The organism is Photorhabdus heterorhabditis (assembly GCF_001280945.1).
GTDB lineage: Bacteria > Pseudomonadota > Gammaproteobacteria > Enterobacterales > Enterobacteriaceae > Photorhabdus > Photorhabdus heterorhabditis.
Genome location: NZ_LJCS01000013.1, coordinates 1 through 21,490 on the forward strand (window position 1 = coordinate 1; position 21,490 = coordinate 21,490).

Genomic DNA, 21,490 nt, shown 5'->3' on the forward strand with positions numbered 1-21,490 from the left:
AGCCTGTTTTACAGGCAGATATCAATTCAGTCAGGATACGTTGGAGTAGCCAGACCTAAAGCCCTTTGGGCTTTTCGCCTTATATCCCCGCCCGCACTGGGCAAGGGTTTACGGCGGTTTTTGCTAACTTCTAACTCGAACCAGCCAGGTGTTACCTCTCTCGCTCCTGCCCAGCGGTGATAAAATCGAGCCAAACATTCGTCATTAAGGGGTGAATCAACCAAGGTATTAACTTGACCATAAAGCCAACTACCCGGCCCAAGCATTTCCATAGTCACTTTTGCCAATAGATAAAGAGGAGCAAATGGATTAGCAAGTCCCTGGCGTTGCCGGGTTCGGCGCAACATAATGATCCAAACCCTCGGTGCATCATAGCGCCAGGCAATTTCACAGCCTTCACACCGCACACGCCAGCCAAGAGGAATTGAGCTATTCCCCATACAGTGAGGTAGCACCGAATAACCGTGCGCTTCAAACCACGGGGTGAGCGGATCATGATTCATAGACAAACCCTACCAAGAGGCTGAATATTAATCTGTTGAGTCAACTCTTGGTATGAAAGGACTGGTAAACCATGGTGATCACCCTCAATTAACTTACGTACATAGCGACGAATATCCATTGATACGATCAACACTGGCTTATTCTGCATCTGCGTTAAATCGCCTACAGTTTTCTTCATCTGTTCAAGGAAACTTTGAGTCACCACTGGGTCCAGCGCCAAATAACTCCCTGCACTCGTCTGGCGAATTCCTCCCCGGATCTGTTCTTCTACCTGTTGGTCCAGCAGATAAGCAGGCAGAATGTTATTGCCGTTAGCGTATTTGTAACAAATGTAACGTTTGAGGCTACTACGAATATACTCCGTCAATTGCACCACATCTTTCTCCTTTTGCCCCCATACCACCATGGCTTCGAGAATCGCACGTGTATTGCGAATAGAGATATCCTCTCCTACCAGTCGTTGTAGTATCTCTGTCATCCGTTGCAGTGGGATTATGCGCATAGCCTCCTTGACCAACTCACCATAGCTGCCTTCCATCTGCTCCAAAAGATAACGGGTTTCCTGAACACCAATAAAATCTTCCGCATATTCCCGCAACACATGTGACAAATGCCAAGTTATTACCTGAGACATTGATAAAACCGCCAATCCAGACTTAGATAAACGCTCTTGGTGTGCTTCAGCTACCCACAAAGTAGGTTGATTCGGTAACAACGGCTCTCCTTCCTCATAGGGAATAGCCAACAATTCCAACTGACTGACCGGTTCCTGTACCAGTAAATGTGCCAAACGCAACCGACCACGGGCAACAGGTACCTCTTGTAGTTGGATCAGGTACTCTCCTTCCTTCATACCCTCATTAAAGCGTAAATGGATACCTGGAAATGGGACTCCCAAGTCTAAATAGAGCGCGCGTCGTACCCGTATTAATTCATCATTAAGCGAAATAGCTTCCAGCTCAGCTTGTAACCCAGCATCCACATCAATAAGTAAAGGAACCGTCATAGCGAATTCCTCTTTCTCACTAAGTTTCCCACCTTTGGCCTTACTACCGATCTTAGGCTTAGATTTAGGTTTAGCTGCCGGAGCCCCCGCCCCTTGAGCTAACAAACTAGGAAGGTCAGTTTGCTGGCTAGCGTTGACTTGCCGCTGACGTTGGAACAAAAAATAGCCTCCACCAGTCACCACCAGTGCAAGCATCAAAAAGGTTAATGTAGGGAACCCGGGAATAAGTCCAAACAATACCAATAAAACACCACCAATCAGCAGCGCCTTAGGTTGAGCAATGATCTGCTCGCCAATCTCATTACCCAGATCCAAGGAATCTTCCGATGAAACCCGAGTAACAATGATACCCGCCGTGATAGCAATCAGCAGTGCCGGAACCTGAGCAACCATGCCATCACCAACGGTCAAAATAGCGTAGAGTTGCAATGCCTCAGAAGCTGTCATCCCCTTCTGAGTAACACCTATAGTTATTCCCCCCAAGATGTTGACAAAGATGATGAGGAGACTAGCAATAGCATCACCCTTAACAAATTTCATTGCGCCATCCATTGAACCAAACATCTGGCTCTCTTTTTCGATAATGCTGCGCCTCTCCCTAGCTTCATTGACGTCAATCACTCCAGCACGCATATCTCCGTCAATGCTCATCTGCTTACCGGGCATAGCATCAAGGGAAAAGCGGGCGCTGACCTCAGCCACACGTTCCGAACCTTTGGTTATGACGATGAATTGTACGATAGTGATAATCAGGAAGATCACTATCCCTACTATCAAATTTCCACCAACAACAAAATTACCAAAGGTATAAACAATCTTCCCGGCATCAGCCTGCAAAAGGATCATTCGGGTGGTACTCACTGAAAGCGCCAAGCGAAACAGCGTTGTTACCAACAAAACTGCCGGGAAAGCAGAAAATTGCAAAGGTGAATTTATATAGACCGCCATCATCATTAGCACGACAGAGATAGTCATATTAATGGCGATCAAAATGTCAAGCAGGACAGGAGGAAGTGGCAACACCATCATGAAGACAACAGCCAGCAACAATATTGCTAGCATAATATCTTTACGCTCGCCGAGCAGACTTAATAACTCAAACCCACGATTCACAGTGGCGTCCCTTGGGAGAGATAACGCTGATAAGCACTACGAGCCTCTTCCAAATCTCCCTCTTGTTGGCAGGCTCGGCTGACACAAAGCCAGAGGGCTGCACCTTGTTCTCCCTGCTCCTGTAAGAGCGTACAATGCTCTTTTGCCACACCTCCCCGTTGCAGCTTAAGTAATGAAACTACCAAAGCTCGACGTCCTTCTTGATGCTCAGGATGTAAAGCCAGCAACGCATCCAACAAAATGCGAGCTCGTTCAGGATGACCGTACTGGAGTTGAAGCCAACCTAGCAGTAGCAAAGCGCTCTGCTGTTTAGAACTGAGAGTCATGGTCATACCTTGTGTAACAGATGCAGAGCCATCTGCAACAACTGTTCATCTTGATTCATATTTTCCAACAAGGAAACGGCATTCCGTACCCTAATATTATCACCTTGTTGTAAAGTCGCTCGCAGGCTACTGACAGCCTGACGGAAGTCCTGCGGACGCAACAGAGAATGAAATCCATCTTTTGGGCAAGCAAAGGCCAGTAAAGCCTGATCAGCTTTGTTAGCTGGATAAAGACGTGCAGAATGGGTCTCAACGGATTGACCATCAGGCAATAACGCATAGCGTTCGGGCAAACCAACTGCTATCTCTTCCCGGCTGATCGCCGTCAGTTGCTCAATTCCTATATGGGCGGAAGCGATTCTACTCACGAAGCGAGCACCTCACGCTGTACCCTTAATAAAGAGCAAAATGCCTGATGCAGCAAAGGCAGCGTTATGCACCGTTCATCTAATGTAACAAACAATAACAGACGATCATCCCCCAACCAGCCACAACGCAGAGGCAATTCAGGCCCCAGCCCGCTAAAAGTAAGCGACATTGCCTTAACCATCACGTCGCCCCCCTGATGCCAAGGGATTTCACGGGCCAGCCAAAGCGTTAATAACTCACCATAACGCTCAATCTGTAACGTGCCAGAGTACTCAAAATCTATTTGGATCAAAGGACTGGAAGCATCAGACATTTCCACACCCAAATCCTGACAAAATTGAAGCAATTGTGGCTCTACCCAGTTCATGATGTTCCTTCTCCTGACCACAATTCATCTTCGCTCTCAATTGCCGTATCAAGTGCCGATTGACAAGAATTAAGCAGGTTTTGGCGCTGTTCCTCATCACTAAACACTTCCACCGGAATCAGCCGAATCAATCGTTTCAATTCCCGGTAGAAATGAATTTGAGTTTGGCTATCCTGCAACCCTAAAGCATGACAGAGCATTTCAACATCCCGCACATTGGCCCAGCGTTTCTCGACCAAGGAAACAACATCTCCCATAAGGTCAGAAGGCCCGTATGCCATGACTTTCCCCTTCGATCACGCTTTTCCACAACTGCTCAACCTGAACTGACAAACTGTTAAGCAAACGGAGCTTATGCATGTCACTCATCACGCGCTCCAGCTTCACAGGATCAAGGTGCCGCGGTTGGCTGTCCAGATCAGCACTCAAGGCTTTCATGATAAACCCGGTCACATCCATCACAGAACTACACTTGAAATGGGACTGGATATCCCGCCAAGCAGCCGATAACCCTTGATAATCCATAACTGCATCACGATAGATATTACGCAATGCCTGCAATTCACCCACTCCATCTTGAGCCGCTATTGTCGCATCAGGAGTAATGTGAGCACCTAATTCAATAGCTACACCTTGCTCTTGTGCTAAACGTGACAATTCATGTTCAATCAATGTCAATATAGCGCGTGCTTCTGGCTTACCTGTTAACGCTTCGCGGGCTTGACTTAACGCATAAAATTGCTCACTCACCTCTTCAGAGAAACTCTCTAGGTAAGCTTGTAGCTGAGAAATATTAACCAGTTGACCGTTATTTAAGTGAGAGATCAATGACTTGATCTTTTGTTGACGCTCTAAATCCGGTATCTTCTGAAAATATTCACTCACCAATGCCTCAATTTCCCTCACCCGGGCATGCCCATCACTAACCTTACGTCTGGAGAGCGGCATATCCTTACGTTCCGAAAATGCAAAGGTAAGTTCTTCAGCTGCATCAGCAAAAGATTGGGATGCAGCTACCAGCACCGCTTTTTCTCCCTGAAACTGACCGACCTCCGGTCTCTGTTGTGCTGCAATCCCGGCATCAGGTTCTGGCAAAGTCATCGAATGAAGATGATTTTGGATAATACCCACGGTTTAACCTGTCATATCAGAGTTAATAATGGACAAATTATAAAGATACCAACCCAGTGTCTATGCCAAAATCAGTCGTGAATTTTTAGCAAAATCCGCCAGAAACTGCCCCTAAAGCGATTGGGGAATCGTCATGTCAACTACAACCATTTTCTAAAAACTCCCGACTCAGACTGTAATCCTTCTTTTATTCCCTACTTTATAGTGTTGGTAGTAAAGATTACATATAACGACTATGAAGCTTTCCCTAGACCACATTCCTGACCAAATGCACCACGCCATTAGGGAATGTCGACTGATTCAGATTCGCGGTAGAGTTACCCAGGTTACAGGCACCCTGCTCAAAGCTGTCATTCCTGGTGTACGGATAGGTGAGCTTTGTCACCTGCGCAATCCTGATAACACATTGTCGCTCTTGGCGGAGGTTATCGGTTTCCAGCAACATCAAGCTCTGTTGACACCACTTGGTGAGATGTTTGGTATCTCTTCGAATACAGAAGTGAGTCCAACTGGTGCTATGCATCAAGTTGGAGTTGGTGATTATCTATTAGGACAAGTCCTTGACGGATTGGGTAACCCATTTTCTGGCGGCCAATTACCAGAGCCACAAACTTGGTATCCAGTTTATCGAGACGCTCCAGCACCAATGAGTCGTAAACGGATTGAACACCCGCTCTCACTTGGAATCAGAGCTATTGATGGCTTGCTAACCTGTGGTGAAGGGCAACGTATGGGGATTTTTGCCGCTGCGGGTGGTGGAAAAAGTACGCTGTTATCTACATTGATTCGTAATGCCGAAGTTGATGTTACCGTGCTAGCACTCATCGGTGAACGAGGTCGAGAAGTACGAGAGTTCATCGAATCGGATCTAGGCGAAGAGGGATTAAAACGCTCAGTGCTAGTAGTAGCTACCTCAGATCGCCCAGCAATGGAGAGGGCTAAGGCAGGATTCGTAGCCACGTCAATCGCCGAATATTTCCGCGATCAGGGCAAACGAGTACTACTATTGATGGATTCCGTGACCCGTTTCGCCCGCGCTCAACGAGAAATAGGTCTGGCGGCAGGTGAACCACCAACCCGACGAGGATATCCTCCATCAGTCTTCGCGGCCTTACCACGGTTAATGGAACGTGCGGGTCAATCTGACAAAGGTTCGATTACAGCCCTTTATACTGTATTGGTAGAAGGGGATGACATGACAGAACCCGTGGCAGATGAAACTCGTTCTATCCTAGACGGCCACATTATTCTGTCACGCAAGTTGGCCGCTGCTAATCACTACCCGGCCATTGATGTATTACGTTCGGCTAGCAGGGTGATGAATCAAATTATCACCCCCGAGCACCAAGCTCAGGCCAACCTGTTACGCCACTGGCTAGCTAAATATGAAGAGGTTGAACTTCTGCTCCAGATTGGGGAGTACCAAAAAGGGCAAGATCCTGTTGCCGACAACGCTATTGCGCATATTGAAGCAATACGTGGTTGGTTGCGTCAAGGTACTCATGAGCCAAGTGATCTGCCGCAAACTCTGGCGCTCTTACAACAGATAACGAAATAATGATTGATCGCTTACAACGTATAAAAGCGTTACGTGTCAAACGCGCTGAACAATATCTGTCACTGCAACAAATGAAGCTTCAAACGGCTCATCAGCGCCACCAACAAGCCTTGCAAAACGTACAAGATTACTATCAGTGGCGAATAAAAGAAGAACAACGTCTTTTTAAACTGTGTCAAGGCAAACTCATTGACCGCAAAGGGCTTGAGCATTGGCAGCAACAAGTTGCCCAGTTGCGCGAAAATGAAGCGCAACTGGAGAAGAAAATCGCTGAAATACTCGAACAAGTGGAGCTAGAGTTCCGCCAATTACAAGAGTGCCAACGCGTATTGCACCACGCACGCCGTCAACAAGAAAAATTTAATGAATTGAGTCGCCAGAAACAAGAAGCGCTCCGTATCCAAAGTGAATACCAGGAAGAGCTGGAACAAGAAGAGTTCCATCGTCAAGAAAGAGTATAAAACAGAAAGCATGAACCCACTGACAGCTATCGGCAAAGGTGTATCCCCCCTCCCAGAGCCCTCCGTGGCGGCAGACGCAGACTTGCAACGCCGTTTCGAGCTGGCTATCACCTCTCACACACGTCAGCCAACACCACCACGGTCGGAACAATCGTTAAATGACACAAAGACAAATAACAGAACAGCGAATTTGCATTCCACGGATGACTCAAATGAGGAACTTTCTTCATTCGACTCCATGCACCTAACAACCAATGACCCGGGTATACATTCTTTACCACAGCCACACCATAGTATCTCTCCCGTTTCACATAATAGTAGAGAAGAGAGCCAGGCTAGCCCAAATCAGAGGGAAATCTTACCAACATTTGTTTCTCCCCCTGCGGAGACAATCATTGAACACAAACAGAGAAACACCATAGCTGTACAGAAAGACGCAAACGGTGAACCAGCATATTATCCAATGACTAAAACAACGCCAAACATATTCGCCACCCAACCAAATACACAGCAAACGACTCTCCAGCCACGGCTAAACCGTGATGCACCAACCCTCTCTCAAGGAGGTGATATAAACTCTAGCCACTGGGAAGCTGAACTGGATCAGAAAGAAAATCTATCGGCATCTGTTCATCACCTCAATGAAATCGCGATTGAAATAAAACAGTCTCTGACACATAAATGGACAGGCTCTCTGGCAACACCTGATATATCCACACGACTAGACACACAACAAAGGGTAATTCCTCGCCAGCAAGAAGATCTGACTTTACCTATACCTATCTACCATCCCAATGAACTTGGTATTGCAGAAAGCAAGCTCCTCAACGAATTAGAGATGCCCCCTCTGTCGGCGTCGAAGCCAACAGAATCTGACACTCAGCCCTCTTACCCTAACGAATCAGATGGGAAAGGGCTTTTCTTGCCACAAACACAACTCCTGCCAGGAGAGCGCATACTAGCTACGATGCAAGCAGCCTCAGCCTCTTCTCCCCTTTTAGCGGCGCTGATTGATAAACTGGGTATAGAGATCAGTATAGAACTAACACGACATCCACATCCGACGACATTACATCTGACACTGCCTAACCTAGGCGCTCTTGAGATCCAACTAACCAACGAGAATGGCAAACTTCAAATAGAGATTCTGGCGAATCCGACAACCCAACAACTACTGAAGCAGGCACGCTTTGAGTTGCTTGAACGTTTACAGCTCCTTTATCCAACACAAACGATCGAACTCTCTCTTCCCTCTCAAACGGATAGCGAGCATGGTTCACGCCAACGTCGCAACATATATGAAGAATGGAAAGACGATGTATGAATAGCCTGACCTTACCCAAAGTCTCACTGGAAGAATTGACCGTGCGTCAAACCTTGAGTCGTCATCAGCAACAATTTAGCTGGGCTAATGGTCACCTCTCCCTAGATGTCGTCTCTCCCCCGCAAACCTTGGACAGAGTACTACTTGCCCATTGGAAAGGGCATACATTCTGTTTTTATTGCCATGCAGCTGAACTGAGCCTGTGGCTTGCTCCTGAGCTGCAACAAGCGGACTTATCCTCACTTCCTCAGGATTTACTGCTATCACTACTGGAACACCAGAGTAAGATGCTATCCGATCTATCATGGTCAGCACTGCGTACCACATCGGCTCCCTCTTTGTCAGTCTGCTTACTATTGCGCTTTGAACGGCAAGGTGCCACATTACCGCTCTGGTTACCAGAACCCTCTCCCTTATTTGCCATATTGCCAAAACGTCAACCGGGCGAATACCTGACCATTCCATTACTACTTTCTCTACAATGGGGAGCAATAAACCTGACCTTGAACGAATTTCGCACCCTGGAATCTGGGGATGTACTGCTATTGTCCCCCCAGCTGCAACCAGATACTCCTCTGTTAGGGTACCTGGAAGGGCGCCCCTGGGCCTACTTTAAATATCATGAATATAAACTGGAGTTAATCACTATGCACACACCCTCTCCTGACAGTCCCAGCAACACTTCGTCAGTAACGGACTTAGACAGCTTAGAGGTTCATGTCAGTTTCGAAGTAGGTCGCCAGATTATTGATTTGCATACACTTACCAGTCTACAACCCGGTTCATTACTTGATCTTGGTATCCCGCCAGATGGCGAAGTGCGTATTCTCGTCAACCAAAAATGCCTCGGCTCAGGAAGGCTAGTGGATATTCAGGGACGTTTGGGAATAAGAGTTGAGCACCTTGCCATGGAAAAAGAATCATGATCCAGCTACCGGACGAGCTAGATCTCATCATCGGACTTGCACTACTATCACTGCTCCCTTTTATTGCCGTGATGGCCACCTCTTTTCTCAAACTGAGTGTGGTATTTTCCTTATTACGTAATGCCTTGGGAGTACAACAAATCCCGCCCAACATGGCTATGTATGGGCTGGCAATTATCCTCACTATCTACGTGATGGCTCCTGTGGGGTTTGCTACTCAGGATTACCTGCGTCAGAACGAAGTTTCATTTAGCAACGCACAATCAGTAGAAAAATTCCTGGAAGAGGGCATGGCGCCTTATCGGAACTTTCTCAAACAACATATTAAGCCCAGTGAACGCACTTTCTTTATCGATAGCACCCGACAAATTTGGCCAAGCCAATACGCAGACCGGCTAGAACCAGACAGCCTGCTAATCTTACTACCAGCCTTTACCGTCAGTGAGTTAACCCGAGCATTTGAAATTGGGTTTCTTCTTTATTTGCCATTTATTGCGATCGATCTCATTATTTCTAATATTCTGCTCGCAATGGGAATGATGATGGTTTCTCCCATGACCATTTCTCTTCCTTTCAAGTTACTACTATTTGTCCTGCTGGATGGCTGGACACGCCTGACACACGGCCTTGTCATCAGTTATGGAAGTTAAATATGAGTAACGCTGACATTCTACATTTCACCAGTCAATCTCTCTGGTTAGTGTTAATCCTTTCCCTGCCACCTGTACTGATGGCTGCCGCAGTGGGAACACTGGTTTCTCTGATCCAAGCACTCACCCAAATACAAGAACAAACATTAGGTTTTGTCATCAAATTAATTGCGGTCATCATCACTCTATTTGCCACTGCTACCTGGCTTGGCAACGAGCTCTACAGCTTCGCCAACATGGCCTTTCTCAAGGTGCCATTGATCAAATGACGCTACAAGAGCTTCAGCAACACATACTTGCCTATACCCTGCTGTTACCACGCATTATGAGTTGTTTTGTGATATTCCCTGTCCTCAGCAAACAGATGCTGGGAGGTGGAATGATTCGTAACAGTGTAGCTTGCTCACTGGCCCTTTATGTTTACCCAACGATAGCCGGTAGCGCCCTGCCCACTTTTGGCAGCCTGGAATTGATGCTGCTGCTTGGCAAAGAAGTCTTGCTTGGCTCACTAATCGGCTTTATCGCTTCTATCCCATTTTGGGCCATGGAAGCCACAGGTTTTATTGTGGATAACCAGCGGGGAGCAGCAATGGCTTCAGTACTTAACCCTTCCCTTGGAAGCCAAACTTCACCTACCGGTCTGTTATTAACTCAAACTCTGATCACACTTTTTTTCTCCGGCGGTGCTTTTCTTAGTCTACTTAGTGCCCTATTTCAGAGCTATAACAGTTGGCCGGTAGCTCAGTTCTTCCCCCAAATCACCAACCAGTGGATCAGTTTTTTCTATGGTCAGTTCAGTTATCTGCTACAACTTTGCGCCTTGATGGCTGCCCCCCTGTTAATTGCCATGTTTCTGGCAGAATTTGGATTGGCATTGATTAGCCGTTTTGCTCCCTCTCTCAATGTTTTCGTGTTAGCAATGCCGATCAAGAGTGCAATTGCCAGTCTGCTACTGGTTATCTATATCTGGTTACTGATGCACCATGCCTATGATAAGGTGCTGTTAACCCTCTCTCCTTTGAACATGTTAACCCCGATCCTGGAGGTCCCATGAGTGGAGAGAAAACTGAAAAACCTACGCCCAAGAAACTCAGAGATGCCCGCAAAAAAGGCCAAGTAATCAAGAGTGCTGAAGTAGTATCTACCTCCTTAATCCTGGGACTGATTGGTATGATAATGGTTATGTCTGATTACTATCTGGAACATCTGAGTAAACTGATGTTGATTCCTACTAACCTGCTGGAGAAACCCTTCCCCCAAGCCCTCAATCATGTCGTTGAAAACCTGATGCAGGAACTGGTCTACCTTTGCCTGCCAATTTTGAGCGTTTCCGTTTCATTATCGCTGGTATCACACTTCGCTCAATACGGTTTCCTGCTGAGTGGAAATTCAATCAAACCTGATATTAAAAAAATCAACCCTGTCGAAGGTGCCAAGAGAATTTTTTCTATCAAGAGCTTGGTAGAATTCGTCAAATCAATACTCAAAGTAGGTCTACTCTGTACCCTAATCTGGGTTACTCTGGCAGGTAATCTACAGGGGCTACTAAACCTACCGGAATGCGGGTTAAGATGTATTATTCCTGTACTTGGTATGATGTTAACCCAGCTAATGACTGTATGCGGTATCGGGTTTGTTATTATTTCTATTGCCGATTATGCCTTCGAACATTACCAACATATTAAACAGCTCAGAATGAGCAAAGACGAGATTAAACGGGAATATAAAGAAAGTGAAGGCAGCCCAGAGATCAAAAGTAAACGGCGCCAGTTTCACCAGGAATTACAATCAGGCAATATGCGCGCCAGCGTCAAGAATTCATCAGTGATAATTGCTAACCCAACTCACCTAGCCATCGGTATCCGTTATAAAAAAGGAGAAACACCTTTACCTCTCATCACGCTCAAGTTTACCGATGCCCAAGCCCTACAGGTCCGGCGTATTGCCGAGGAAGAAGGTATCCCCGTATTACAGCGAATCCCTCTCGCACGAGCACTTTATCAAGATGCTCTCATCGACCACTATATTCCAGCTGATCTGATCCAAGCCACCGCCGAAGTTCTACGCTGGTTAGATCAATGGCAGGATCGCTCTCCTGAATTATAACCTTCTCCATATATTATTAGACTTTTGATAATGCAAAACCGTCCATACTGATAACACCACAGGTAAATGTTCACTATGTTTCGATCATCGTCGGCAACTCTATTTATTTAAGGTTTGTTCAATTTATAGCTTGTTAAACCACTTTTCTTTTAAGCGACGAAGCAACTTGATAAAAACTCGACTAATTACGTAAAACGATTTGTGTGTCTTGCATTAGTATCTCTCTAAAATTCTTTTGGAGAGTATCTAAAGATGCAAATTCAAATTAATCCTTTAAAAATATCTTCTCCTGCTCATGAAGCAACAAAAAATTATACGTCTCCAACAAACGTTACCAAAGACCCCGTAGTTCAAAGTCTCACCAATGCTTTGAAAAGTGCAGCGGCAACTTTACGTCTCCCAGCCGAGACGACCGTTCGTAACCTAATCCAGTCTCCAGCCGCACGGGGCAACGCCACTGTTATGGCAGAAGATGCTGGAAAACGACACATTACGTTAAAACAATTTGAAAATGGTAGTGTCAGCCTGGAGTTGAATCGCCCGCCATTAACTAGCCTGGTACTCAGTGGAGGAGGAGCTAAAGGCGCCGCCTATCCCGGAGCTATCAAAGCCTTAGAAGAGCAGGGAATGTTAAAAGGCATCCGTACCATGTCAGGTTCTTCTGCGGGCGGGATTACTGCCGCACTATTGGCATCGGGTATGAATGCGGCAGGCTTTAAAAAACTTTCTGATGAAATGGACCTAATTTCCTTGTTAGATAAACCCAACAGCAAGACACAATCAAACTCGCCCCCTATCACCCGCTCCGGTAAACAGTTTGCGGGTCCTTTTGGCGCACTAGGAAAGCTGGTTGACCTACTTTATAAGCTGCTTCCGCGTATACAGTCCAAAGCTATACCACTGGAAAAAGTTATCCGCCAGGAATCCGCTAAATCAATGCTAAAGCAGATAGCAGCCCACCCAGAACTTTCCAATAAACCTGACATTACGTCCATCCGTGATCGGCTCAGCAATGGGGGAGGAGTAACATTTAAAGATTTGGATATTCTGAGTAAACACATTCCCGAAATAAAAGCACTGAATATTACCGGAACCGCAATGTTTGATGGTAAACCACAAATGGTCGTTTTCAGCTCAACGCTCACCCCATACATGGAAATTGCGCGTGCTGCCCATATTTCAGGCTCTTTCCCCATCGTATTTTCCAAACCTGAAGAGCACAGCCAACCTTTCCAGACAGAACAAGAAATTACCCAATTCCAAGACGGCGGTGTGATGTTAAACGTACCGGTCCCTGAGATGATCAACCCACATCATCAACACTCTCCTATTCGGCAAAATGATAATCTGATCCTGGAATTTGAAGGAGAGAAGGTACATGTACCAGCCAAAGGTAGCCTTGGCTCCACAATAGTAGATTGGATCGTCGGTGCACCTGTAACCGCCAGAAGTGCATTACAGGTCAAGGATCTGAAAACGTACAAAGAACAAACCGTCACAGTCCCGCTAAAAACAGAGATGGGTGATTTTAGCAATACGCTCAGCGGAACGTTGAATTTCACCATGAGCGGCGAGATAAAAAACCACCTACAAGAAAAGCTGAGTTCCACAGTAACAGAACACTTGCAGAATCGGGAAAAACAAACAGAACAGCACCGTTTTGATAACCTGGAACAAGCATTACTATCTCTGGATGATGAAATGTTCTCAGCTGTTACGGCACAATCCAGAGAAGCAACCTCAGACATTGAGCAATTCCGTGCTGAAGCCCGGGAATTCCTGTCTGAATTAGCGGCTGTGATTATCAGTGAAGAGAACGATCATCAGTTAACCATAACCCCATTCATGCAATCTACATTGCAGAAACTGGATGCCTTAGCGACGACACCTGAGCGTAAAGCATGGATTGCTGGCGAATTGAATCAGAGCGATAACCCAATATTCCAACGATTACTCAGTGCCAGTGCAGGGAAAAAAATTGACTCCCCTGTATTAGGACAAGCACTGACAGAAGCAAGACGCAGAGATGTCGCTAATATTGCGTTGAATATTACACGTGAAGTCGTTTATCCATCATTATTCCGAATGGGACAACCGGCCTCTAACATCGCACTATTACGTAAAGTCGAACATAGCCTTGCCAGAGCAACAACCGCCGAGCAAGTCAATCAAGCTCTCACAGAACTGGCGGATAACTACGGAGCAAGAATGAAACCTTGGAAAAAACCGTTCTCTTCAACAACGGTAGAACTGGCTAAAGCCTGGATGATCAAAACGGCATAGGAATAATATATGTTACAAGAATGGTTAAAAAAATATCAACTAGAGTTGCCTGTAGCGGGAGAAACGCTGTGTATCAAAAACAAACAAGCTCCCGATGTCCTGCTAGAACGGTTTGATGAGAATTATTTGCTAGCAGTGAAATTAGGTGATTATCCAGGTAAAGTTCTGCAAGGCGTTATGCTGCAATTATTGCAAGTGAACAATCCCTTTTCAACTTTATACCCTGTACGGCTCACTGCTGATGTTGCCGGGGATTTGCTACTATGGCTGCCCCTTTCCACAGAAGCAACAGAAGACGAATGTGATTCTGCTTATCATAAATTACTTGATGGTCACCAAGCCCTAAGTCCTATATTAAATCCACCTGACGACGACATTACTAAACCAACGGAGATGATGTTTGTTTAATTCAGATAAACATCACCACCGTGAATACAGTAAACATAATATAATATGAATTGAGCATTGGCGTTAAAGTATTTCCCAATGCTCAATGCAAACAAAAATGACTCAGGCTATCGTTACCAAATTGTATAATTACAATAAGTTTGAGATAAAACAATAAGTTTAAGATAAAACAATAAATTTAATAAAAATTACCAATGATGGCGTAGTATTCTTTAAACGATATTAAAATAAACAATTCAATGCGCTTGGGTTGATTTCTTATTTTTATTTATCAATCAAATCGTTCAAACCAAATTTGAATTTCTTATCAAATGATCTATTATTATGCGAGGACTATTTGAGCTATTAAGTTTCATTTTATACTGATTTTGTATCTTTTAATCAATAACATTCAGCTAATCATTACAATAATTGACATATTCTGAATTATTTATACATCATTTGAAATAAAAAGGAGAAAATTTAAGTCTGGATAAAAACTCAGTTTATACCTAATGGATTTCAAGATGCATCGCGACGGCAAGGGAACGAATCCCCGGGAGCATATACCCAATAGATTTCAAGTTGCAGTGCGGCGGCAAGAGAACGCATCCCCAGGAGCATAGATAACTATGTGACTGGGGTAAGTGAACGCAGCCAACAAAGCAGCAGCTTGAAAGATGAAGGGTATAGATAACTCTGTGACCAGGGTGAGTGAGTGCCGCCAACAAAGAGGCAACTTGAAAGATGACGGGTATATGACTAACTGCTTATCCATTAGGTTATCTTATTTATTTGCTGCGTTGTTTTAATGTAATAACAATGCAAATCTGAGCAGTGTTTACTACTCATACATAAGAATGTCATTCAAAAAAACGGTATGCAACAATTCACACTTACTGAGATAAACGCTAAGAATACTAAATCTATAGGTACTTGTTATTATGAATAAAAATTTATCACTTTTTATCTATCGTTTATAAAACGTAAAAATAATACTATTATTTAGGTAGGGATAGTAAACCCACCAAAAGAAAAACTATTTTAATCAAAAGGCATTACAATTCACTATCCAATTTAAGTATGCAAAATTATTCTTCCTGTCTATTACAGGTAGTAAAATTAAAGAAAACATATAGTTAATATCAATAAAAATAACGTGATTTATATTTTTTTAAGACAACACCAATAGATCCAGGACAATAAAATGAACGGCATCATAACATCAGGGAAAGGAATGGATATCACTCTATTCCAGAGTAGCATGCCTGCCTTCAACGTTATAGAACATCATCAGGAAGGGATATATATCCTGCTCGAAGGTGAAATGACATGGCAGGACAGTACCAATACCTACGATATCTCCCGCAACGAGCTGCTTTTTGTTCGTCGTGGCAGTTATGCAGCAAAAACTCGTAGTAATACCTGTAAGGTACTCTGGTTGCCTCTGAGTACAACTTTTCTTCACGGTTTTCTGCAACGTTTTGGTACTCTACTTAGTGAAGTCGAACGACACAATGTGCCAATGCCCGAATTAATTACATTTACCTCATCCCCTCTATTATCTCAAAGTATTCACGGACTGGTTGATCTATTGGCTCATGATTACCCTCCAGCCTTGGGTCAACTAAGAACAGAAGAATTGTTATTGTTGTTAGCATTTGGGGAGCAAGGTACTTTGCTCATGTCAGTGTTACGACAACTAAGCAATCGCCAAGTAGAACGTCTGCAAAGTTTTATGGAAAATCACTACCTCAAAGAGTGGAAACTCAGCGAATTTGCGAAAGAATTCGGTATGGGATTAACCACTTTCAAAGAGCTGTTTCGTTCTGTATACGGAATATCACCACGGGCCTGGATCAGTGAGCGCCGTATTCTTTATGCACATCAGCTACTCCTCAATAGCGAAATGAGTATTGTTGATATCTCTATGGAAGCTGGATTCTCCAGTCAATCCTACTTTACTCAAAGCTACCGACGGCGTTTTGATTGTACCCCCAGTCGGGCCAGATATGGCAAAGAGTAACGATTGGCTAAAATAATCTGACGTTTTTTACAAGTTAACCATTGGCCTGACAGATAAAATAAGGCCATTCCTAATTTAATCGACAAAAGTGACTAGCAGCAAGATGAGCATAGCATGAGCCAGCAAGACCATAATCAGACTCGAACCAGCATGTTTCTTGGTCGCAAAATCTCTGTCATGCAGTCTGGGATTCCGCGCCGGGATCAATTACTCGGAAAATCACAGGCAGCTCAGTGTCAGACTGCTGACATTATCAATAGCCAGCAGTCTGTTTTATTACAACGTCTCCTACCAAGACACCGTCTGGAAAGCTTGGTGAAATCGGTCTGGTTTCGCCGAAGATTAAATTGTGGGCAAATTTTGAGACGTGATGAACTACAACAACTCATCAGAGCAGCTACGCAACCAGAATGCGACTGGAATAAAGTACTGGGCGACCACATTAACCTAGCCGACAAATGTCTTTTACAGCACTGGGTACTACAGCCACTATTTAACTGGTGGCTCTGCCTGCTAGAACCAGAGATTGAACTCTGGTTCACCGAACTTGAACAGTTACAGATTCAAGAACGGCAATTACGTGCTAAAGCACATTTTTGGCAGCAAGCTGAAAACGTACCATCACAATATCGGGAACGACATCAGCAAGAGGTTATATCCTTGCAAACAGAGCTTAACCAACGCAAGCAACAGCTAGAAAAACAGCTAGTTACAATTGAAACCCAAGCCCGCGAAGCATGGCCAAATTGGTTTACTGGGCTAGATGCACTCCAGACCGACGGCAACCTGATGGCTTTTATGCCAGTACCCAAAGCATTGTCATCATGTTGGGCTTGGTTAGCGGCCGTAGAATGTGACTCCGAGGCGGCCAACCATTTGCAACAATGGCTTTGTGCCCAGGCTTTATGTTTACCACAGGACAATTTTTACTGGCAATCGACGATAGCCTAATTATTCAGAGGAAACATGCAAACTCTACTCAATCATTTGGCCAATCACTTGGGCCATAAGCCTTTTGTTTCCGACAGACAAGGACACTACCATCTGCACATTGATAACTACAACCTGTTCCTTCGCCAACAGGGAACCGAACTTGTGTTATCCAGTCCGCTAAACTGGCGTCATAACCTAAAAGATCCGACAAGCGCTGAATTACTAAAAATATTACTTCAACAAGTCACTCACTGGGGACGCTATGCTCCTCAAGCACTCGTCCTGGATGAATCAGAGAATCTTATTCTGGAAGCACGTCTTGATCCTGACAATCTGGATGTTCAAATACTGGAACAGATGATAGCCATGCATATCGACCTACTGGAACAGGTAATGATTTTATTACCAGAAACGCCATCTGCCCCACCATGGAAACAGGTAATATGGCAGCCATGAAGCAGTTCCAACGGATATGCCGTTTCTTACTGTTGTCATTAAGTATCAGCGGAATGATGCTCCCCTCTGCATTTAGCCAGGATCTAGACTGGTTGCCCACACCTTATAACTATCTGGCTAAAGGAGAAAGCCTACGGGATGTGCTGGTTAATTTTGGTGCTAACTATGAAGCATCAGTGATTGTCAGTGATAAAGTGACTGATCAGGTTAGCGGTCATTTTGAGCAAGATAGTCCTCAGGCATTCCTGCAACATTTATCTTCTCTCTACAATCTGGTCTGGTACTACGATGGAAGTGTGCTTTATGTATTCAAAAATAGCGAAATACAATCGCGTCTCTTTAAGCTTGAACAGACCAACGCAGCAGAATTAAAGCAGGTATTAATACGTGCTGGCATCTGGGAATCACGCTTTGGTTGGCGCCCTGACTCAACCAACCAACTAGTTTACGTATCTGGCCCTCCCCGCTATCTTGAACTGGTCGATCAGACCGCTTCTGCATTAGAACAACAGTCACTATTACGTAGCGAAAAAACGGGCGCATTAACCATAGAAATGTTCCCACTTAAATACGCTTCAGTTGTCGATCGCAAGATCCAGTATCGTGATACCAATATTGAAGCTCCGGGTATAGCCACCATCCTCTCCCGCCTGCTTAGTGATGCCAATGTCACTACTGTCACTGGTGAAAAGTCATCATCTATGGGAGGAAACCATTCAAGCCGTGCTGTCATACAAGCAGAACCCGCTTTAAATGCAATCATTGTACGAGACAATCCTGAAAGGATGTCCATGTATGCGCATTTAATCAATGCACTGGATAAACCATTAGCTCGTATTGAAGTTGCCCTTTCCATCGTTGACATCAACGCGGACAATCTCTCAGAGTTGGGTGTCGACTGGCAGGTAGGCATCAACACCGGTCCACGTCATGTGATTGATATTACAACCTCAGCTAGGGAAAGAGAGAAGAGCGGAGGAAAAAGCGAAAGCCCCAGTTCAACTGCATTGGGTAGTTTAGTCGACCGCCGTGGCCTGGATTATTTACTGGCCAAAATAACCTTGTTAGAAAGCAAAGGCAGTGCTCAGGTAGTTTCCCGCCCGACACTTCTCACTCAGGAGAACACCCAGGCAGTCATTGACCACAATGAAACCTATTACGTAAAAGTTGAAGGTGAGCGGGTGGCTGAACTTAAGAGTCTTACCTATGGCACCATGCTACGCATGACGCCCAGAGTCGTCAAAATAGGAGATGCCCCTGAAATCAGTTTAAATCTACACATTGAAGATGGTAACCAGAAACCCAATAGTTCAGGCTTAGGTAGCATTCCTACAATTAACCGAACCATTGTCGATACAGTTGCCCGGGTTGGGCATGGTCAAAGCCTGCTAATCGGCGGGATCTACCGTGATGAGATGAGTGAAACTGTACGCAAAGTACCATTCTTAGGCGACATCCCCTACTTGGGTGTCTTGTTCCGCACTACCACTGAACAGGTCAGACGATCAGTACGATTGTTCATTATTGAACCACGACTAATTGATAGCGGAATAGCTAATTATCTGGCTTTGGGTAACGGTCAGGATCTACGTACCGGATTACTGGCAACACAAGATATCTCTAATCAGAGCATTTCTCTGAGTAAAGCACTAAGTAGTGCACAATGCCAACCATTATCCCCTGCCCGTCAAGTACAAGAAACGTTACGGCAAGCAGGTAAAAGCTCATTTCTGGCCTCATGCCGAATGGGCAAAGTTTATGGATGGAGAATCATCGAACAACAATGTTCACTTAAGGATAATTGGTGCGTTCGTGCACAAAATAAGGCGAGCAGATGAGTTGGAAAATTCGCTTTTACCGCGGGCTAAATAAAAGTATTGAGGTCAATTTAGCTGAAGGACGTCTAACCATCGGCTCCGACCCTCTACAAGCAGACATCGTCCTGGTAGATGAGGATGTTGCCCCTGTGCATCTCATCTTAGAAGTAGAACCAGACGCAATCCGTCTGTTGGAATGGGCTGGTGAAGCACCACCAAATCAGAACGGCGAACCGTTGTCGCCGGGTGCCTTATTGCAAGCGCTGGCCCGTCAGGAAGCAGGCCCATTGCTATGGGCTTTCTGTGACCAACAACATACCTTCCCAAACCAACTTGCCGAGCCAGTGACAACCCCATACCAGCACCCCGCCCGACAAAATCGCAACCGAGTCGCCGGCTGGATGTTGGTATTCTGTTTGGTACTGGCACTCGGTTTTCTGGCTCTACTTGGGCATGAAGGATGGAAAAGAAGCAACACGTCCAATGGTATAGCCGAGCAAGAACTACGCCGTTTTCTTAATGACGACTCAGCCTATCGTCAAGTTAGTGTACAAATGACACCTAATAACGGGCCTCTACTGATAAAGGGTTATGTGGACCGCAACCACCATCGGCTGGTACTGCAACAATATCTTGATACTCACCCTCTTAATTACCGCCTAGAGTTACGTACTATGGAAGAATTACTTCAGGGAGTAGATTTCATCTTACAGAAATTAGGTTATACCCACATCCAAAGCAGCAATAGCAAACAACCTGGTTGGATTCGCCTTACCGGAGAATTAACTGATGCTGACCAGAACTGGAATGACATCGAATCACTGCTTAAACGCGACGTTCCTGGATTGCTTGGCATAGAAAACCAGACGATGCAAACCGGTAGCCATCTCAAGAGACTACATACGCTACTGGCTAAACATGATTTACCCAGCACACTAACCTATCAGGATAAAAGTGATCGTATCGAGTTCACAGGTCAATTGGATGAACACCAAACTCACAGCTTCTACCGCTTACAGCAAGTATTTCAACAAGAGTTCGGTAACCGGCCAGCTCTGGTATTACTGAATAACAACCGGCTCTCCCGCCATGATGAACTGAACTTCGATGTCCGAGCAGTTTCCTTGGGACGCGTACCCTATGTGGTACTAAAAAATAACCTGCGTTACCCGGTTGGAGCAACGACAGAAAATGGTTTAAGGATCGAAGCAATCCGCAACGATGCCATTGTCATTATCAAAGGTGAACAGCAATTTATCATCAAACTTAACAGGAGCCCCGCTTTATGATGACATCCCTGGAGGCCCGACTGTTCGGTGCTGATCCCGATTATGTCAACGAAATACAACACCGCCTCTCTCGGGCGCTAAACGATATCAAACAACGCTTGAGACGTGGAGGTTCGGTACAAGAATACCAACAGTGGCAGTTGGAAGCTGATGCCATCCAAGCTGCAATGACAATACTTAACACAACAGAAGGGGGCCATCATGGCTAAAATTTTTGAACACACAGGCACAGTCAATACACTCGATCAGGTTGCTGAAAAGCTTAGTACCCAAGCCAACACAGCTAACACCGACGTTAGTAATGCAATCACCGCTCTTAATAGCGGCCCTGATAACCCCGCGTTGCTGGCTGAATTGCAACACAAGATTAACAAGTGGTCGGTAATCTACAACATTAATTCTACTGTCACCCGGTCTATGAAAGACCTGATGCAGGGTATATTACAGAAGATCTAATC

General features: G+C 45.1%; 24 protein-coding genes. 17 read left to right on the top strand and 7 right to left on the bottom strand.

Features of this window, described 5'->3' with window-relative positions:
• Positions 1-26: 26 nt before the first annotated feature.
• The 7 genes from AM629_RS06865 to sctW are packed head-to-tail and all read right to left on the bottom strand — an operon-like array spanning position 27 to position 4,816.
• Positions 27-503 carry an LcrR family type III secretion system chaperone gene (locus AM629_RS06865; protein ID WP_083451891.1) on the bottom strand — a complete coding sequence of 159 codons (477 nt, stop codon included), beginning with the start codon at positions 501-503 and terminating at the stop codon, positions 27-29.
• Positions 500-2,572, bottom strand: a complete 2,073-nt coding sequence (gene sctV, locus AM629_RS06870) for a type III secretion system export apparatus subunit SctV (RefSeq protein ID WP_054477540.1) — start codon at positions 2,570-2,572, stop codon at positions 500-502. The genes AM629_RS06865 and sctV overlap by 4 nt, the downstream gene beginning before the upstream one ends.
• Positions 2,573-2,619: 47 nt before the next feature.
• The gene (gene sctY / locus AM629_RS06875; protein WP_054477406.1) at positions 2,620-2,949 is read right to left on the bottom strand and encodes a type III secretion system chaperone SctY; all 330 of its coding nucleotides are present in this window, start codon (positions 2,947-2,949) and stop codon (positions 2,620-2,622) included.
• 2 nt (positions 2,950-2,951) lie between these two features.
• The gene (gene sctX, locus AM629_RS06880; RefSeq protein ID WP_054477407.1) at positions 2,952-3,317 is read right to left on the bottom strand and encodes a YscX family type III secretion system protein SctX; all 366 of its coding nucleotides are present in this window, start codon (positions 3,315-3,317) and stop codon (positions 2,952-2,954) included.
• The gene (gene sycN / locus AM629_RS06885) at positions 3,314-3,685 is read right to left on the bottom strand and encodes a type III secretion chaperone SycN (protein ID WP_054477409.1); all 372 of its coding nucleotides are present in this window, start codon (positions 3,683-3,685) and stop codon (positions 3,314-3,316) included. Before sycN ends, sctX begins: the two co-directional genes overlap by 4 nt.
• Positions 3,682-3,966, bottom strand: a complete 285-nt coding sequence (locus AM629_RS06890) for a TyeA family type III secretion system gatekeeper subunit (RefSeq protein WP_054477411.1) — start codon at positions 3,964-3,966, stop codon at positions 3,682-3,684. The genes sycN and AM629_RS06890 overlap by 4 nt, the downstream gene beginning before the upstream one ends.
• Positions 3,947-4,816, bottom strand: coding sequence for a type III secretion system gatekeeper subunit SctW (gene sctW, locus AM629_RS06895; RefSeq protein ID WP_054477412.1), 870 nt, complete (start codon positions 4,814-4,816; stop codon positions 3,947-3,949). Before sctW ends, AM629_RS06890 begins: the two co-directional genes overlap by 20 nt.
• A gap of 235 nt (positions 4,817-5,051) precedes the next feature.
• Between sctW and sctN the strand changes: the two genes are divergently transcribed.
• The 17 genes from sctN to sctF all read left to right on the top strand — a co-directional run bounded on the left by sctN (position 5,052) and on the right by sctF (position 21,488).
• Complete coding sequence (gene sctN / locus AM629_RS06900) at positions 5,052-6,374, top strand: type III secretion system ATPase SctN (protein WP_054477414.1); 1,323 nt, start codon at positions 5,052-5,054, stop codon at positions 6,372-6,374.
• The gene (locus AM629_RS06905; protein ID WP_054477415.1) at positions 6,374-6,835 is read left to right on the top strand and encodes a type III secretion protein; all 462 of its coding nucleotides are present in this window, start codon (positions 6,374-6,376) and stop codon (positions 6,833-6,835) included. Before sctN ends, AM629_RS06905 begins: the two co-directional genes overlap by 1 nt.
• 10 nt (positions 6,836-6,845) lie before the next feature.
• A complete protein-coding gene (locus AM629_RS22980; RefSeq protein WP_054477416.1) occupies positions 6,846-8,159 on the top strand; it encodes a type III secretion system needle length determinant in 1,314 nt (437 codons plus the stop codon).
• Positions 8,156-9,085, top strand: coding sequence for a type III secretion system cytoplasmic ring protein SctQ (gene sctQ / locus AM629_RS06915; RefSeq protein WP_054477419.1), 930 nt, complete (start codon positions 8,156-8,158; stop codon positions 9,083-9,085). Before AM629_RS22980 ends, sctQ begins: the two co-directional genes overlap by 4 nt.
• Positions 9,082-9,735, top strand: a complete 654-nt coding sequence (gene sctR, locus AM629_RS06920; protein WP_054477421.1) for a type III secretion system export apparatus subunit SctR — start codon at positions 9,082-9,084, stop codon at positions 9,733-9,735. Before sctQ ends, sctR begins: the two co-directional genes overlap by 4 nt.
• A gap of 2 nt (positions 9,736-9,737) precedes the next feature.
• Positions 9,738-10,004, top strand: coding sequence for a type III secretion system export apparatus subunit SctS (gene sctS / locus AM629_RS06925; protein WP_021323784.1), 267 nt, complete (start codon positions 9,738-9,740; stop codon positions 10,002-10,004).
• A complete protein-coding gene (sctT, locus tag AM629_RS06930; protein ID WP_054477423.1) occupies positions 10,001-10,789 on the top strand; it encodes a type III secretion system export apparatus subunit SctT in 789 nt (262 codons plus the stop codon). The genes sctS and sctT overlap by 4 nt, the downstream gene beginning before the upstream one ends.
• Positions 10,786-11,841: a type III secretion system export apparatus subunit SctU gene (sctU, locus tag AM629_RS06935; protein ID WP_054477425.1), complete on the top strand. Its 1,056-nt coding sequence runs from the start codon at positions 10,786-10,788 to the stop codon at positions 11,839-11,841. The genes sctT and sctU overlap by 4 nt, the downstream gene beginning before the upstream one ends.
• 252 nt (positions 11,842-12,093) lie before the next feature.
• Positions 12,094-14,124 (top strand): patatin-like phospholipase family protein, encoded by a 2,031-nt coding sequence (locus tag AM629_RS06940; protein ID WP_054477426.1) that lies wholly within the window; start codon positions 12,094-12,096, stop codon positions 14,122-14,124.
• 9 nt (positions 14,125-14,133) lie between these two features.
• Complete coding sequence (locus AM629_RS06945; protein ID WP_054477428.1) at positions 14,134-14,532, top strand: type III secretion system chaperone family protein; 399 nt, start codon at positions 14,134-14,136, stop codon at positions 14,530-14,532.
• 1,186 nt (positions 14,533-15,718) lie between these two features.
• On the top strand, positions 15,719-16,537 hold the full coding sequence (locus AM629_RS06950; RefSeq protein ID WP_054477431.1) for a helix-turn-helix transcriptional regulator: 819 nt from the start codon (positions 15,719-15,721) through the stop codon (positions 16,535-16,537).
• Between the two features lie 114 nt (positions 16,538-16,651).
• Positions 16,652-17,488 carry a T3SS regulon anti-activator ExsD domain-containing protein gene (locus AM629_RS06955; RefSeq protein WP_054477432.1) on the top strand — a complete coding sequence of 279 codons (837 nt, stop codon included), beginning with the start codon at positions 16,652-16,654 and terminating at the stop codon, positions 17,486-17,488.
• Positions 17,489-17,503: 15 nt separating this feature from the next.
• The gene (locus AM629_RS06960; RefSeq protein ID WP_054477433.1) at positions 17,504-17,926 is read left to right on the top strand and encodes a YscB family type III secretion system chaperone; all 423 of its coding nucleotides are present in this window, start codon (positions 17,504-17,506) and stop codon (positions 17,924-17,926) included.
• A complete protein-coding gene (gene sctC / locus AM629_RS06965) occupies positions 17,914-19,764 on the top strand; it encodes a type III secretion system outer membrane ring subunit SctC (protein WP_054477435.1) in 1,851 nt (616 codons plus the stop codon). Before AM629_RS06960 ends, sctC begins: the two co-directional genes overlap by 13 nt.
• Positions 19,761-21,032, top strand: coding sequence for a type III secretion system inner membrane ring subunit SctD (gene sctD, locus AM629_RS06970; protein WP_072161834.1), 1,272 nt, complete (start codon positions 19,761-19,763; stop codon positions 21,030-21,032). The genes sctC and sctD overlap by 4 nt, the downstream gene beginning before the upstream one ends.
• Complete coding sequence (locus AM629_RS06975; RefSeq protein WP_054477437.1) at positions 21,029-21,241, top strand: EscE/YscE/SsaE family type III secretion system needle protein co-chaperone; 213 nt, start codon at positions 21,029-21,031, stop codon at positions 21,239-21,241. Before sctD ends, AM629_RS06975 begins: the two co-directional genes overlap by 4 nt.
• Positions 21,234-21,488 carry a type III secretion system needle filament subunit SctF gene (gene sctF, locus AM629_RS06980; RefSeq protein WP_054477439.1) on the top strand — a complete coding sequence of 85 codons (255 nt, stop codon included), beginning with the start codon at positions 21,234-21,236 and terminating at the stop codon, positions 21,486-21,488. The genes AM629_RS06975 and sctF overlap by 8 nt, the downstream gene beginning before the upstream one ends.
• The last annotated feature ends 2 nt before the right edge of the window (positions 21,489-21,490 follow it).

Bases quoted from the DNA above. Each gene is read 5' to 3' on its own strand.
- AM629_RS06955 (WP_054477432.1), top strand. From the start codon at position 16,652: ATGAGCCAGCAAGACCATAATCAGACTCGAACCAGCATGTTTCTTGGT.
- sctU (WP_054477425.1), top strand. From the start codon at position 10,786: ATGAGTGGAGAGAAAACTGAAAAACCTACGCCCAAGAAACTCAGAGAT.
- AM629_RS22980 (WP_054477416.1), top strand. From the start codon at position 6,846: ATGAACCCACTGACAGCTATCGGCAAAGGTGTATCCCCCCTCCCAGAG.
- sctC (WP_054477435.1), top strand. From the start codon at position 17,914: ATGGCAGCCATGAAGCAGTTCCAACGGATATGCCGTTTCTTACTGTTG.
- sctY (WP_054477406.1), bottom strand. From the start codon at position 2,949: ATGACTCTCAGTTCTAAACAGCAGAGCGCTTTGCTACTGCTAGGTTGG.
- sctS (WP_021323784.1), top strand. From the start codon at position 9,738: ATGAGTAACGCTGACATTCTACATTTCACCAGTCAATCTCTCTGGTTA.
- sctT (WP_054477423.1), top strand. From the start codon at position 10,001: ATGACGCTACAAGAGCTTCAGCAACACATACTTGCCTATACCCTGCTG.
- AM629_RS06865 (WP_083451891.1), bottom strand. From the start codon at position 503: ATGAATCATGATCCGCTCACCCCGTGGTTTGAAGCGCACGGTTATTCG.
- AM629_RS06940 (WP_054477426.1), top strand. From the start codon at position 12,094: ATGCAAATTCAAATTAATCCTTTAAAAATATCTTCTCCTGCTCATGAA.
- sctR (WP_054477421.1), top strand. From the start codon at position 9,082: ATGATCCAGCTACCGGACGAGCTAGATCTCATCATCGGACTTGCACTA.
- sctQ (WP_054477419.1), top strand. From the start codon at position 8,156: ATGAATAGCCTGACCTTACCCAAAGTCTCACTGGAAGAATTGACCGTG.
- AM629_RS06890 (WP_054477411.1), bottom strand. From the start codon at position 3,966: ATGGCATACGGGCCTTCTGACCTTATGGGAGATGTTGTTTCCTTGGTC.
- sctN (WP_054477414.1), top strand. From the start codon at position 5,052: ATGAAGCTTTCCCTAGACCACATTCCTGACCAAATGCACCACGCCATT.
- sycN (WP_054477409.1), bottom strand. From the start codon at position 3,685: ATGAACTGGGTAGAGCCACAATTGCTTCAATTTTGTCAGGATTTGGGT.
- AM629_RS06905 (WP_054477415.1), top strand. From the start codon at position 6,374: ATGATTGATCGCTTACAACGTATAAAAGCGTTACGTGTCAAACGCGCT.
- AM629_RS06950 (WP_054477431.1), top strand. From the start codon at position 15,719: ATGAACGGCATCATAACATCAGGGAAAGGAATGGATATCACTCTATTC.
- sctF (WP_054477439.1), top strand. From the start codon at position 21,234: ATGGCTAAAATTTTTGAACACACAGGCACAGTCAATACACTCGATCAG.
- sctD (WP_072161834.1), top strand. From the start codon at position 19,761: ATGAGTTGGAAAATTCGCTTTTACCGCGGGCTAAATAAAAGTATTGAG.
- sctV (WP_054477540.1), bottom strand. From the start codon at position 2,572: ATGCTAGCAATATTGTTGCTGGCTGTTGTCTTCATGATGGTGTTGCCA.
- AM629_RS06975 (WP_054477437.1), top strand. From the start codon at position 21,029: ATGATGACATCCCTGGAGGCCCGACTGTTCGGTGCTGATCCCGATTAT.
- AM629_RS06960 (WP_054477433.1), top strand. From the start codon at position 17,504: ATGCAAACTCTACTCAATCATTTGGCCAATCACTTGGGCCATAAGCCT.
- AM629_RS06945 (WP_054477428.1), top strand. From the start codon at position 14,134: ATGTTACAAGAATGGTTAAAAAAATATCAACTAGAGTTGCCTGTAGCG.